The sequence below is a fragment of the Ruegeria sp. E1 genome (assembly GCF_056534225.1).
On the sequence record NZ_JBQFPE010000008.1, the window covers coordinates 56299 to 69376 of the forward strand.

Sequence of the window (13078 nt, forward strand, 5' to 3'; positions counted from 1 at the left end):
TCAAGCCTTTATACCTGACGTACGGCACCCTTTGCCGCGCTGGTCGCCAGTTTCGCATAGGCTTTCAGCGCCGTGGACACTTTACGCTTGCGCGGTGCTTCGGGGTGCCAGCCTTTTTCGTCCTGTGCCTCACGCCGGGCGGCCAGTTCTTCATCCGATACAGCAAGATGGATGGTTCGGTTGGGTATATCGATCTCGATCGTATCGCCATTCTGCACCAGCCCGATCTCGCCGCCTTCGGCTGCCTCGGGTGAGACATGACCGATCGAAAGACCTGAAGTACCGCCCGAGAACCGGCCATCGGTCAGCAGAGCGCAGGCTTTACCCAGACCTTTCGATTTCAGGTACGAGGTCGGATACAACATCTCTTGCATACCCGGTCCGCCGCGTGGCCCTTCATAGCGAATGACCACCACGTCGCCTTCTTTCACCTTGCCGGTCAGGATATCGTTGACCGCCTGATCCTGGCTTTCACAGACATAGGCCGACCCGGTGAATTTCAGGATGTTCTCATCTACGCCTGCGGTTTTGACGATGCAGCCGTCACGCGCGATGTTGCCGAACAACACCGCCAGACCGCCGTCCTGACTAAAGGCGTGTTCCCTGGACCGGATCACGCCTCCTTCGCGGTCGGTGTCCAGCTCTTTGTAGCGGTTGGATTGGCTGAACGCCTGCGTGGTGCGGACGCCGCCGGGGGCGGCTTTGAACAGGTCTTGCGCCTTTGGGTTATTGGCGATCTTGATGTCCCAATTGGCAATCGCTTCGCCCATCGTGCCGGAATGCACCGTGTGGCAGCCCTCGTGCAGCAGTCCTGCGCGGCTGAGTTCGCCGAGGATCGAGAAGATGCCCCCGGCGCGGTGGACGTCCTCCATATGCACATTCTCGGTGTTGGGTGCGACCTTGCACAGACAGGGAACCTGACGGCTCAGGCGGTCCATATCGGACATGGTGAAATGCACCTCGCCCTCATGTGCGATGGCTAGCAGGTGCAGCACGGTGTTGGTGGACCCGCCCATAGCGATATCCAGGCTCATGGCGTTCTCGAACGCCTCAAAGGTCGCGATCTCACGCGGGAGGAAACCTTTTTCGTCCAGATCATAGTGGCGCTTGGTGATTTCGACGATGCGGCGACCGGCTTCGAGGAACAGCTCTTTGCGATCCGAATGGGTCGCCAAGGTCGAGCCATTGCCGGGCAGTGCCAGTCCCAGCGCCTCAGCCAGACAGTTCATCGAGTTTGCGGTGAACATGCCCGAACATGACCCGCAGGTAGGGCAGGCGTTTTCCTCGATATGTTTCACCTGCTCGTCGGTGTATTTGTCATCGGCGGCCGCGACCATCGCGTCTACAAGATCGATCTTTTTCACGTCCAGATCGGCGATGTCGATCTTGCCGGCCTCCATCGGCCCGCCCGAGACAAAGATCGCAGGGATGTTCAGACGCATGGCGGCCATCAACATACCCGGGGTAATCTTGTCGCAGTTTGAGATGCAGACCATTGCGTCGGCGCAGTGCGCGTTGACCATATATTCGACCGAATCCGCAATGACTTCGCGCGAGGGCAGGGAATACAGCATCCCGTCATGACCCATGGCAATGCCGTCATCCACGGCGATGGTGTTGAATTCCTTGGCGACGCCACCGGCGGCCTCAACCTCGCGCGCGACCATCTGGCCCAAGTCTTTCAGGTGCACGTGGCCCGGCACGAATTGCGTGAAAGAGTTGACGATGGCGATAATCGGTTTGCCGAAATCATCGTCGCCCATTCCGGTTGCGCGCCACAGGCCGCGCGCACCAGCCATATTGCGGCCATGGGTCGAGGTTCTGGATCGGTACATTGGCATGATGCTGTTTCCCTTTTGCCCGGGTTGCGATATCCGGGGTGCGTACGTTATAACGCACGTAGCATATGTGCGTTATAACGTACAAGACAAATCGCAGGGCGCGGATATGGAATCGGACGAAATCACGCTGAAACTAAAGGATGTGCGGGCGGCATCGGGCCTCAGTCTATCCAAAGTGGCCGAGCTGACGGGTGTCAGTAAAGCCATGCTGGGCCAGATCGAGCGTGGCGAATCAAGCCCGACAATCGCGACGCTTTGGAAGATCGCAAAAGGGTTTCGGGTTCCGCTCAGCGCGCTGATCGGCACGTCGAACCAAAGCGCGCAGGGTGTGTTTCGAACGGTGACCTTTCCGGGCAGCATTCAGGTCAAAATCGTTTTCCCATTTGATCCGGCGCTGGGCGCCGAAACCTTTCATGTTGAACTGGCATCGAACCAAAGCCACGAATCCCCGGCCCATGCGGCAGGTGTGACCGAAGAGGTTTTTGTACTGAACGGCGCGCTTGACGTGTTGCGCGATGGCGAGTGGACCTCGTTACAGGCCGGAGAAGGGTTGCGCTTTGCCGCAGACTTGCCGCATGGCTACCGCGCAGGGGCAGAGGGGGCAGCCTTTCTGAACATGCATCACTATTTCCAGCCGGCTGAGCTGGCCACGGGTCAGACCGATATTTAGGGATCAGTTTAAATGACCGCATTGCTAAGTAATCTGACCATCGTCGATGCTGTGGGATCGGTCGGAGCGCTGATCGTGGTTGCCGCGTATTTCGCGACCCAGATGCGGATGATGAACTCGGACGATCTGGCCTTTCCGGTGGTCAACCTGCTGGGGTCGGTTCTGATCGTCTATTCTCTGGTCTACAATTTCAATCTGGCATCGATGCTGATCGAAGGGTTCTGGATCATCATCAGTCTGATCGGGATCATTCAGCATTTCAGGCTTCGGCGTACTCGGTAAATCCTGTCCCTGGGCAGCGCTAGCGCTATCCAGCCTTGAACCCATACCCTGCCGCGTATAGGGACAACTCAAGCTCGCTTTGGGGAGGCTTTGATGCAGGACGATCCAAAAACGCTCGTGTCCACGGACTGGCTGGCCGCGCATATCAAAGACCCTGATCTGCGGATTCTGGACGGGTCGTGGTACTTGCCTTCGCAAAAGCGTGACGCCAAGGCCGAATATGACGCAGGCCATATCCCCGGCGCACGGTTCTTTGATATCGATGAGATTTCGGACCACCGCTCGGACATGCCGCATATGGCGCCTCCGGTTGAAAAGTTCATGTCGCGCCTTCGGGCGATGGGTGTGGGTGACGGTCATCAGGTCGTCGTTTATGACGGCGCTGGCCTGATGTCGGCAGCGCGGGTCTGGTGGTTGTTCCGCCTGATGGGACAGGAAAACATCGCCGTACTGGATGGTGGCTTTCCCAAATGGCAAGCCGAAGGCCGACCGGTCGAAGACCAGCCACCTGTCATCCGTGACCGCCATATGACCGTACGCGTTCAGAACCATCTGGTCCGGGACGTCACGCAGGTGTCCTCTGCGTCGAAACTGGCGGATCACGAAATCATCGACGCCCGCTCGGCGGCGCGGTTTGCCGGGACCGAACCCGAACCGCGCGAGGGGCTGCGCGCAGGACACATCCCGGGGTCGCGCAACGTGCCCTTTGGACAATTGCTGAACAAGAACGGCACGATGAAATCGCCCGAAGACTGCCACGCCGTGTTCGAGGGTGCCGGGGTCGACCTTTCAAAGCCTGCGATCACATCCTGCGGGTCGGGCGTGACCGCCGCGATCCTCAGCCTTGCGTTGGAACGCATGGGCAAGAAAGACCACTCGCTTTATGACGGCTCCTGGGCGGAATGGGGTGCCTTCCCGACCCTGCCCGTCGCAACCGGAGAGACCTGATGTTTGAGAACCTCAAACCCCAACCCGCCGACAAGATTCTGGCGCTGATGCAGATGTACCGCGACGACCCGCGCGATAAGAAGATCGATCTGGGTGTCGGTGTCTACAAAAACGCCGAAGGAGTCACGCCCGTAATGCGCGCAGTCAAAGCCGCCGAGCGCCGTCTGGTCGAAGAGCAAGAGAGCAAGGCCTATACCGGTCTGGCCGGTGATCCGGCCTTTGCCGATGCGATGATCGGTCTGATCCTCGGAACGTCCGTGCCCCGCGCCAATATTGCCGCTGTGGCAACGCCCGGCGGCACCGGCGCCTGCCGTCAGGCGTTCGAGATGATCCGCATGGCCAACCCTGCCGCCCGCGTTTTTGTGTCAAACCCCACATGGCCGAACCACCTGTCGATCTTGAACTATCTGGGGATGGAAACGGTTCAGTACCGTTACTTCGATGGTGAGACCCGTGGCGTTGATTTCGACGGTATGGTGGCGGACCTGAAGACCGCCAAGGCGGGCGATGTGGTGCTGCTGCACGGGTGCTGTCACAACCCCACCGGTGCCAATCTGAACATGGTGCAATGGCAAGAGGTCGTGAACGTCATCAACGACCTTGGCCTCGTGGCGATGATCGACATTGCCTATCAGGGTTTCGGCGACGGCCTTGAGGAAGACGCGCAGGCGACCCGACTGGTGGCTTCATCTGTCAAACGCTGCCTGATCGCGGCGTCCTGTTCCAAGAATTTCGGTGTCTACCGCGAGCGCACCGGCCTGCTGATGGCGATCAGCGATGATGCGGCGGAAACGGCACTGAACCAGTCGACGCTGGCTTTCCTGAACCGCCAGAACTATTCCTTCCCACCCGATCACGGCGCGCGTGTGGTGACCACGATCCTGAACGATGACGCCTTGCGCGCCGATTGGCAGGCTGAACTGGAAGAAATTCGCCTGTCCATGCTGGGCCTGCGTCAGCAATTGGCCGATGAGTTGCAACGCCAGAGCGGGTCTGACCGCTTTGGCTTTGTCGCCCAGCATCGTGGCATGTTCTCGCGCCTGGGTGCTTCGCCCGAACTGGTCGAGCAACTGCGTAACGATCACGGTATTTACATGGTTGGCGACAGCCGCCTGAACATCGCTGGTCTGAACGCCGACACGGTGCCGATTCTGGCCAAGGCGATTGTGGACGTCGGCGTCTAAACCAACTTGCAGGCAAAAGAAAACCCGGGCGCGAACGCCCGGGTTTTTGTTTTCGGACGAAGGTGATTAACCCTTCGAGAACTCGGGATAGGCTTCCATACCCAGTTCGGCCATATCCAGTCCGTTGATCTCGTCCTCTTCGCTGACACGGATGCCGAGGGTGGCTTTGAGGACGGTCCAGAGGATCAGCGCGCCTGCAAAGGTGAAGACACCGTAAGCGATGATGCCGGTCAGCTGCGTGATCAGGCTGGCCTCGCCATAGAAGATCACGGCGATGGTGCCCCAGATACCCGCGAAGAGGTGAACCGGGATGGCACCAACGACGTCGTCAATCTTGAACTTATCCAGCATCGGAACCGCGAAGACCACGATGATGCCACCGACTGCACCGATCCAAAGCGCACCGAACAGGGTCGGGGCCAGCGGTTCGGCAGTGATCGAAACCAGTCCGGCCAGCGCGCCGTTCAGTACCATGGTCAGGTCAGGCTTTTTGTACAGAACCTGGGTCAGGATCAGGGCTGCAACTGCGCCCGAAGCTGCGGCCATGTTGGTGTTGGCGAAGATGCGCGACACGTCCGACACATCGCCCACGGTGCCCATCGCCAGCTGCGAGCCACCGTTGAAGCCGAACCAGCCCAGCCACAGGATGAACGTTCCCAATGTCGCAAGCGCCAGATTTGAACCGGGCATCGGGTGAACCTTGCCGTCCTTGTACTTGCCGATACGCGGGCCAAGGATGAGGGCGCCTGCCAGCGCTGCCCAGCCACCGACCGAGTGAACCACGGTCGATCCGGCAAAATCCGAGAAGCCGAGCGCATCGAGCCAGCCGCCACCCCATTTCCACGAGCCGGAAATCGGGTACATGATGCCGGTGAGCACGATGACGAAGATCAGGAACGGCCACAGCTTGATCCGTTCAGCTACCGCACCGGACACGATTGACGCGGTTGCTGCCACAAAAACGAGCTGGAAGAAGAAATCAGACCCGATAGAGGCATAGTCCAGCGCAGCCGCATCAGGGCCAATGCCGACTGGGTCCAGCTGGGTGGTCGAGAAGAACGGCCCCAGCCAGCCCGCGATGGTCCAGCCGTCGCCGGGATACATCAGGTTAAAGCCGATCAGCCAGTACATGATCGCGGCAAAGGAAAACAGCGCCACGTTCTTGATCATCTGCATGGCGACGTTTTTGGATCTCACCAGCCCGCCTTCGAGCATGGCAAAGCCAGCCGCCATGAAGAAGACCAGAAACCCTGCCATCAGGAACAGCAGCGTGGTGAAGATATAGCCCACATCCTCCATTGAAGACGGAGGATCGTTAGCGAAAGCCGCAGCCGGAAAGGCGATGAGCACGGCGGCTGTGGGAAGAATACGGTTTAGTTTCATCTGTTCTTGGTCCTTTTGCGGATGCGCGACTTACAGCGCGTCCTCGTTGGTTTCCCCGGTCCGCACGCGCAGCGCCTGCTCGACATCGAGGACGAATATCTTGCCGTCGCCGATCTTGCCGGTCTTGGCGGTGTTGGAGATGGTTTCCACGATCTGGTCGGCCATGGTGGCGGGCACCACGATTTCCAGTTTGATTTTGGGTACGAAATTCACTGCGTATTCGGCCCCGCGATAGATTTCGGTATGGCCCGATTGCGAGCCAAAGCCCTTAATCTCGGTCACCATCATGCCGCGCACGCCAGCGTCGGTCAGGGCTTCGCGCACCTCTTCCAGCTTGAATGGCTTGATTGTCGCTATGATCAGTTTCACCTCTGTCCCCTCTGCTTTCCGGGTAGAACCCGTTTGTTTGCACCTGCAGAAAAAGAGCGTGACTGGGCCGGGTAGGAAATGTTTTCAGGGTGTGGGCGCCAGGAAAATCGGCGTAAAGTTGCACATTTTTTGCACAAATTGCACGGCATGTTGAAATATTGGGCATTTGTGTGAGGGGAAATACCGGAATTTCACACCTCTACATAGCTGTGTGGTCAGGGTATGATGATGCAAAAGCAAAATCGGGCAGAGTTTGAGCATGACTGAGTCCAAGCGCCGCAAGTCGCCACTTGTCGCGGAAAAACGATACCCGTCGAAGGGGCGCAAGCCCGCGACGGCCAAGCGGTCTGCCAAACCGGCAGGCAAAAAAGCGACGGCGCGCAAGACCACAACGCGCAAGTCTGCGCGCAGGAAGACGCGACGCAGTTCAGGCGGCAAGGGTGGGGGCATCTTCCGTCGAATGTTCCGTTGGATCTGGCGATTGATCTGGGGCTTGACCTGGCGAGTTGGGGCAATTGCCGCGTTGCTTTTGGCGATTGCTGTCGGGGTGGTTTACTCGACGCTTCCGGATGTGGATGCGCTGTTGGATGGACGCGCGCGGGGGTCGGTTACTTTGCTGGATCGCGAAGGTAAGGTGTTCGCCTGGCGCGGGGACCAATTCGGAGGTGTGATCACCGCCGATACAGTCTCACCCCATCTGAAAAATGCAGTGATCGCGACCGAGGATAAACGGTTCTACCGCCATTTTGGCGTCAGCCCGCGCGGCGTTGCCAGCGCCGTCCGCATCAACCTGAGCGAAGGCCGTGGGCCGCTGTCAGGCCACGGCGGGTCGACCATCACGCAGCAGACCGCCAAGCTGTTATGTCTGGGCGTTCCTTATGTGCCCGAGGATTGGGAGTCTGAGGCTGCTTATGAATCAGATTGCCGTCAGGGGTCGCTGTGGCGCAAGGCCAAAGAGGCGATCTATGCCATCGCGATGGAGGTCAAGTATTCCAAGGATGAGATTCTGACCATCTATCTGAATCGCGCCTTCCTTGGCGCGGGCGCACGTGGGTTCGAAGCCGCCAGTCAGCGCTACTTTGGAATCTCAGCAGCCGAGGTCAGCCCTTCTGAGGCAGCAATGTTGGCCGGGTTGCTGGTTGCGCCGACGCGATATGCGCCGACCAACAACCTCAAACGCTCGCAGGACCGGGCGCGCCTGGTTGTCGGTTTGATGGAAAATCAGGGTTACCTGTCCGCCGCACAAGCCAGCGAGGCGCGCAGCAGACCGGCGCAACTGTCCGAGGCTGCCGCGGCGCGCGCTGGCGGCTACTTTGCCGATTGGGTCATGGCGAGCGGGCCTGAATTTTTCACCCGCAACACAACCGAAGATGTGGTCATCCGCACTACGCTGGATCAGCGATTGCAGAAATCAGCTGAAGAAGCGCTACAGTTCATCTTTCAGGAGAAAGTGCGCGAAGGCTCAAAGGCGCAGGCCGCGATCGTTGTGATGTCTGCCGATGGCGCGGTGCGGGCGATGGTCGGTGGGCGCAAGACGCGCGTATCAGGCGCATTCAACCGTGCGACACAGGCGTTGCGGCAGACCGGGTCTTCGTTCAAGCCGTTTGTCTATGCGACGGCTTTGGAACTGGGCTACTCGCCGCTTGATACGGTTATGGATGAAGCCACCTGCTGGAATATTCCCGGATCGGGTCAGTGGTGTCCCAAGAATTATACCAACAAGTATTATGGCCGGGTGACATTGGCGGATGCGCTGAAGAATTCGCTGAACATTCCCGCGGTGAAAGTAGCTGATATCGCTGGTTTAGAGAATGTTCGCACGGTCGCCACGGGGTTTGGTATTCAAAGCGATCTGGCCGAAGGTCCGGCATTGGCACTGGGCGCGTCGGAAAGCACGCTGATCGAGATGACCGGCGCTTATGCAGGGATTCTGAACGGGGGGTCGGCGGTTGAGCCCTATGGTTTGACCGAACTGAAACTGTTGGGGGACGAAACCCCGATGATGGTAACGACGACCGGTATTGGTGAGCGTGTCATCAATGACAAGGCCGCCAAGCAACTGACCTGGATGATGGAAAGGGTTGTGTCCGAAGGAACCGGCGGTCGCGCCAAGCTGCCAGGGTGGCAGGTTGCGGGCAAGACCGGAACAACACAGGCCGCACGCGATGCTTGGTTCATTGGGTTCACTGCCGATTATGTGGCGGGGGTCTGGATGGGCTACGATGATAACACTCCGTTGTCCGGGGTTACCGGCGGAGGGTTGCCAGCGGAAATCTGGAAGGAAACCATGCTGCGCGTGACCGAAGGCATGACGCCCACGCCATTGCCGATGCTGGCGCCGGACCCGCCTGTTCAGGTCGCACAGCCCAAACGTCAGCAGCGACGCAAACAGGGCGGGTTTGAACGTGCGGTGAACAAGTTGCTAAACGACATCTTCGGCAATTGAGGCCAATCGTAGCGTCAGGCGGCGTCATAAACGCCGCCTGCTAAGGTTCTCAGAGGCTGTCGTTCAATGCAGCGACAATTGCATCGCCCATTTCCGAGGTCGAGATTGGCGTTACGCCTTCATCGGCTAGCAAGTCTGCCGTGCGCGCACCATCGGCCAGAACCTTTTCGATGGCAGTCTCCAGACGGTCTGCTTCGGCACCCTGATCAAAGCTGTAGCGCAACGCCATGGCAAAGCTGAGGATACATGCGATCGGGTTGGCCTTGCCCTGACCCGCAATGTCGGGGGCCGAGCCGTGTACCGGTTCGTACATCGCCTTGGGACGCCCATTGGCCATCGGTGCGCCCAGGCTGGCCGAGGGCAGCATCCCCAGCGAGCCGGTCAGCATCGCGGCACAATCCGACAGGATATCGCCAAAAAGGTTGTCGGTGACGATCACGTCAAACTGCTTGGGCGCGCGTACCAGCTGCATCGCGCCGTTATCGGCATACATATGGGTCAGCTCTACCTCGGGATAGTCCTGCGCGACACGGTCCACGATCTCGCGCCACAGGATACCGGCCTCCATCACGTTGGCTTTTTCCATCGAACACAGTTTTTTGTTTCGACGCATTGCCAGTTCAAAGGCAGAGCGCGCGGCGCGTTCGATCTCGGATTCGGTGTACCGCTGGGTGTTGATGCCCACTCGCTCGTTACCTTCCTCGAAGATACCACGCGGCTCGCCGAAATAGACGCCCGAGGTCAGTTCGCGCACGATCATGATGTCGAGGCCGGCAACTACGTCTTTTTTCAGCGAGGAAAAATCCGCCAGCGCATCAAAGCACTGAGCCGGGCGCAGGTTCGAGTACAAGTCCATTTCCTTGCGCAAGCGCAGCAAGCCGCGTTCGGGTTTGACGCTGAAATCCAGATCGTCGTATTTCGGGCCGCCCACGGCACCCAGCAGAACCGCGTCAACCTCTTGTGCCTTGGCCATGGTTTCATCCGACAGGGGTTTGCCATGCGCGTCATAGGCTGCACCGCCGACCAGATCCTCGCTCACGTCAAAGTGAAGGTCGCGATTGGTTCCGAACCAATCGATGACTTTGCGCACTTCGGCCATAACTTCCGGGCCAATTCCGTCTCCGGGCAGGATGAGGAGCGAGGGGTTGGACATGAAAGGTCTCCTTGCGTTTTGTTGCATTCGCCCTAGCGTTTGCGCGGCACCGGGTCAATGAGACGAACCCGCCAAATCAAAAGGAAAACACATGCTGACACCCGGAAATCCCGCCCCTGGCCTGAAAATCGAAACCGTGGGCCATGGCAGTTTTGATCTTGCAACCGACACGGGTGAAAACGGGACACTGGTGATTCAGTATCGCGGCCTGCATTGCCCGATCTGCATCCGCCAGATGGGCGAGGTCGAAGCTGCACTGGACGATTTCGCCGAGTTGGGGGTCGAGGTGATCATGATCACCACGGATACGGCTGAACGCGCGGCTGAAACGGTCGAGAAGGCCGGGATTTCAAGGCTGCGCGTGGGCCATAGCCTGCCACTGGCTGCGGCGCGGGATGTCTGGGGGTTGAACATCTCGGTGGCGCGCGAAGGCAGTGCAGAACCTGCCCTGTTTGCCGAGCCCGGGCATTTCTATGTCGCGGCAGACCAGACGTTGTACTACGTCTGGCAGCAGACCACGCCATTTGCCCGCCCACCCATGTCGGACATTGTTGGCGGGTTGAAATTCACGCTGGCAAATAACTATCCCGCGCGTGGTACCTACACCGGTCCGCTGTAGACAAGCGCGGCGGGGCTGTGGATCAGTTGACGCTCAGATCGACCCAGACAAGACGGTGTCGACTGGCGCTTGCCGCTGGTTCGTGGCCCTCGGTTTCGGGCCAGTAGATACCCGCATCTTCTACCACCCATTCAGCTGAGGGCAGAACATAGTCCACCCGCCTGTCTCCTACTCCTTTCCATGTCACCGTGGTCAAAGACCCTTCTGGGGTCTTTGGCTGAGGATCCTGCAGACGCGGATCAGATAACAAAGCCTCAATCGCGTCCTTGCGCCCATCGCCCAGATGTGGGTCTACATTGGCATCCCCGGCGATGACGAAACGGTCTTTGGGTGCAGGACCCAATGCACCATCCAGCAGCAAGGACCAAAGGCGTGTCTCATCGCGATTGCGCAGCCCGTTGCGATCCTCGGGGCCATCAAAAACAGGTGGTGTTGCGTGGAATGTCATCAGGTTCATCTGCCCCACTGGTGTATCGATCGGAATCATCCAATGCGCGGTCGAAGACAAACGCTGAACCGCTTGCGCCTGTTCGGATGGAAACGGGGCGCCGCTGATTTCAGGCAGCGTCGCGCCGGGCAGGTCTTGCCAGAGCAGATCGGTAAACGAAGTGACCTCGGGGGCCGAGATGGGAAAGCGAGACAAAACAGCTATCCCGCCGTGGCCAGTGAACCGCCCCCAGCCCTGTGCATCTCGGGGTTCGTGAGTTTTGCCGTTACCGTCGAGATCGAGATCGGTTTCCAGCCCGGTATTTGGTTGATCTGCAAACTGATGAGAATAGTGCAGGCCCGCGACTTTCAGCGTTGATATCAGCGCGTCCAGAGCAAGCCCGTCCAGATCCCAGTCGATGCCCTGCAAGGCAACAATATCTGGGCGGGTCGCGGCCAGAACTTCAACTACGGCAGTAACCTGTGGATCGCCGCGCTGAATGTCACGCAGCAAAAGGCCGGGTCCATCCCGACTGAGTTCGGCGTTGAATGTGGCGATGCGTATCGTCTCCGCCTGCGCCGCCAACGGCAACAGCGTCAGGACAAGCGCGCGGATCATGCAGTCTGGGTGGCCTCGGAGGTCGAATAGGCGCGGCGCTTTTCCACGATCAGCCCGGCGATGCGCAGGGTGGCCATGCCACGCATGATCATGCTGGCAGGCAGGAATGCCCAGGCGCTGAGGGTCCAGATCAGGGTCTGCGGGTTGCTAAGCGCGATCGGGTCGATCACCGCTGACAGCATCTTGATCAGTGCGGGGATCAGAAACGGCAGCAACACCCCGATCGAGATGTTCAGGCGGCCATCCCGCTGCAACCGCGCGACGACGTCACCGCCCTTGGTGGGATCGAATAGCGGCAGGTTTGTCCAGACATTGAAGGCGCCGTTTCCGGTCGGCCAGCCGCGCAGTTTCACGGCATATGCAAAGCTGGCAATCGTCACCAGCGCCGCCACATAGGCAACCCCGGCCGAGATACGGACCAGTTCCACCAGCGGCGCGGCCGCATCAGAGGGCAGCATCAGAACAACAAGACGCACAGGAGAATAGGGAAAGTCAGCGACATTGGCGATCATCAGACCCGTCGAATACGCCATGCCGGTCATCGCGGTGGGTGCATAGGCGTTTTTGCAGATCAGCGTCAGGAACATGACCATCGTCATCAGGCCAACAAAACGCAGTCGGTTGACGGGGGGTGCGTCACGAAATTCGATCAGGCTGGGAAATGCGGAATTGTATTCCGAAAAGGTCAGGATAAACGCGAGGATCGCCAGAAAGACGACGATCTCTGTCCCGTTTTGAGTGGATGCCGGCAGATACAGTGCAGGAGTGAGCACCAAAAGTGCCACCAATAGACCACGTATCGCCGCCCCCGTTGTGCGTGCAATCACTATCCGAACCCTTTTCCAAACCGGACCAGTCGATTCTGTGTCAACTTGGTTCCAACTTGTGCCCGCCGCTCTTTTTTTGACGGATGCCTCTTTTCCGTCAACAGTGGCGGCATTGAACTGACTGCTCAAGCCAAGGGGCAGAAAACACTGTGTTTCGGGCAAAATGATGGCAAAACTGGTGCGCCTTTGCATCATTTCCGACGCAAATCCGACGTGTATTGAAATCAGCACCCTACATGTTGTGGTTGCGGGATCCTTAACCCCAAGAATGCGAACGGGGCCGCCTTTGCGACCCCGTTAGGTTGAGTATC

General features: G+C 58.9%; 12 protein-coding genes. 6 read left to right on the plus strand and 6 right to left on the minus strand.

Translation table 11 applies throughout. The features are described from left to right. Positions 1-8 precede the first annotated feature (8 nt). Complete coding sequence (gene ilvD, locus ACR0FG_RS11660; protein WP_480893128.1) at positions 9-1841, minus strand: dihydroxy-acid dehydratase; 1833 nt, start codon at positions 1839-1841, stop codon at positions 9-11. Between the two features lie 106 nt (positions 1842-1947). Between ilvD and ACR0FG_RS11665 the strand changes: the two genes are divergently transcribed. From ACR0FG_RS11665 to ACR0FG_RS11680, 4 genes are all read left to right on the plus strand, one after another. Beyond that, entirely contained in the window at positions 1948-2511 is a 564-nt protein-coding gene (locus ACR0FG_RS11665; protein WP_480893130.1) for a helix-turn-helix domain-containing protein, read from the plus strand. 12 nt (positions 2512-2523) lie between these two features. Further along, positions 2524-2793, plus strand: coding sequence for a CBU_0592 family membrane protein (locus ACR0FG_RS11670; RefSeq protein ID WP_480893132.1), 270 nt, complete (start codon positions 2524-2526; stop codon positions 2791-2793). Positions 2794-2886: 93 nt separating this feature from the next. Next, positions 2887-3741 (plus strand): 3-mercaptopyruvate sulfurtransferase, encoded by an 855-nt coding sequence (gene sseA / locus ACR0FG_RS11675; RefSeq protein ID WP_480893134.1) that lies wholly within the window; start codon positions 2887-2889, stop codon positions 3739-3741. After that, positions 3741-4925 carry an amino acid aminotransferase gene (locus ACR0FG_RS11680; RefSeq protein WP_480893136.1) on the plus strand — a complete coding sequence of 395 codons (1185 nt, stop codon included), beginning with the start codon at positions 3741-3743 and terminating at the stop codon, positions 4923-4925. The genes sseA and ACR0FG_RS11680 overlap by 1 nt, the downstream gene beginning before the upstream one ends. Before the next feature lie 66 nt (positions 4926-4991). Here ACR0FG_RS11680 and ACR0FG_RS11685 read toward each other — a convergent pair whose 3' ends face one another. Both ACR0FG_RS11685 and ACR0FG_RS11690 read right to left on the minus strand, forming a co-directional pair. Next, complete coding sequence (locus tag ACR0FG_RS11685; protein ID WP_480893138.1) at positions 4992-6308, minus strand: ammonium transporter; 1317 nt, start codon at positions 6306-6308, stop codon at positions 4992-4994. Between the two features lie 30 nt (positions 6309-6338). Beyond that, positions 6339-6677, minus strand: coding sequence for a P-II family nitrogen regulator (locus ACR0FG_RS11690; protein ID WP_170711082.1), 339 nt, complete (start codon positions 6675-6677; stop codon positions 6339-6341). 259 nt (positions 6678-6936) lie between these two features. Between ACR0FG_RS11690 and ACR0FG_RS11695 the strand changes: the two genes are divergently transcribed. Beyond that, a complete protein-coding gene (locus ACR0FG_RS11695) occupies positions 6937-9123 on the plus strand; it encodes a transglycosylase domain-containing protein (protein WP_480893139.1) in 2187 nt (728 codons plus the stop codon). 49 nt (positions 9124-9172) lie between these two features. Here ACR0FG_RS11695 and leuB read toward each other — a convergent pair whose 3' ends face one another. Further along, complete coding sequence (gene leuB, locus ACR0FG_RS11700; protein WP_480893141.1) at positions 9173-10276, minus strand: 3-isopropylmalate dehydrogenase; 1104 nt, start codon at positions 10274-10276, stop codon at positions 9173-9175. 91 nt (positions 10277-10367) lie between these two features. Here leuB and ACR0FG_RS11705 point away from each other — a divergent pair, with 91 nt between their 5' ends. Further along, on the plus strand, positions 10368-10895 hold the full coding sequence (locus ACR0FG_RS11705) for a redoxin domain-containing protein (protein WP_480893142.1): 528 nt from the start codon (positions 10368-10370) through the stop codon (positions 10893-10895). Between the two features lie 22 nt (positions 10896-10917). Here ACR0FG_RS11705 and ACR0FG_RS11710 read toward each other — a convergent pair whose 3' ends face one another. Together ACR0FG_RS11710 and ACR0FG_RS11715 are read right to left on the minus strand one after the other, a co-directional pair. Beyond that, positions 10918-11940, minus strand: a complete 1023-nt coding sequence (locus ACR0FG_RS11710; protein WP_480893144.1) for an endonuclease/exonuclease/phosphatase family protein — start codon at positions 11938-11940, stop codon at positions 10918-10920. Continuing rightward, entirely contained in the window at positions 11937-12767 is an 831-nt protein-coding gene (locus ACR0FG_RS11715; protein WP_170711077.1) for a hypothetical protein, read from the minus strand. Before ACR0FG_RS11715 ends, ACR0FG_RS11710 begins: the two co-directional genes overlap by 4 nt. Between the last annotated feature and the right edge of the window lie 311 nt (positions 12768-13078).

What these genes read in the sequence shown, in the direction of transcription:
- ilvD (WP_480893128.1), bottom strand. Translation starts at nt 1,841, where the DNA reads ATGCCAATGTACCGATCCAGAACCTCGACCCATGGCCGCAATATGGCT.
- ACR0FG_RS11665 (WP_480893130.1), top strand. Translation starts at nt 1,948, where the DNA reads ATGGAATCGGACGAAATCACGCTGAAACTAAAGGATGTGCGGGCGGCA.
- ACR0FG_RS11670 (WP_480893132.1), top strand. Translation starts at nt 2,524, where the DNA reads ATGACCGCATTGCTAAGTAATCTGACCATCGTCGATGCTGTGGGATCG.
- sseA (WP_480893134.1), top strand. Translation starts at nt 2,887, where the DNA reads ATGCAGGACGATCCAAAAACGCTCGTGTCCACGGACTGGCTGGCCGCG.
- ACR0FG_RS11680 (WP_480893136.1), top strand. Translation starts at nt 3,741, where the DNA reads ATGTTTGAGAACCTCAAACCCCAACCCGCCGACAAGATTCTGGCGCTG.
- ACR0FG_RS11685 (WP_480893138.1), bottom strand. Translation starts at nt 6,308, where the DNA reads ATGAAACTAAACCGTATTCTTCCCACAGCCGCCGTGCTCATCGCCTTT.
- ACR0FG_RS11695 (WP_480893139.1), top strand. Translation starts at nt 6,937, where the DNA reads ATGACTGAGTCCAAGCGCCGCAAGTCGCCACTTGTCGCGGAAAAACGA.
- leuB (WP_480893141.1), bottom strand. Translation starts at nt 10,276, where the DNA reads ATGTCCAACCCCTCGCTCCTCATCCTGCCCGGAGACGGAATTGGCCCG.
- ACR0FG_RS11705 (WP_480893142.1), top strand. Translation starts at nt 10,368, where the DNA reads ATGCTGACACCCGGAAATCCCGCCCCTGGCCTGAAAATCGAAACCGTG.
- ACR0FG_RS11710 (WP_480893144.1), bottom strand. Translation starts at nt 11,940, where the DNA reads ATGATCCGCGCGCTTGTCCTGACGCTGTTGCCGTTGGCGGCGCAGGCG.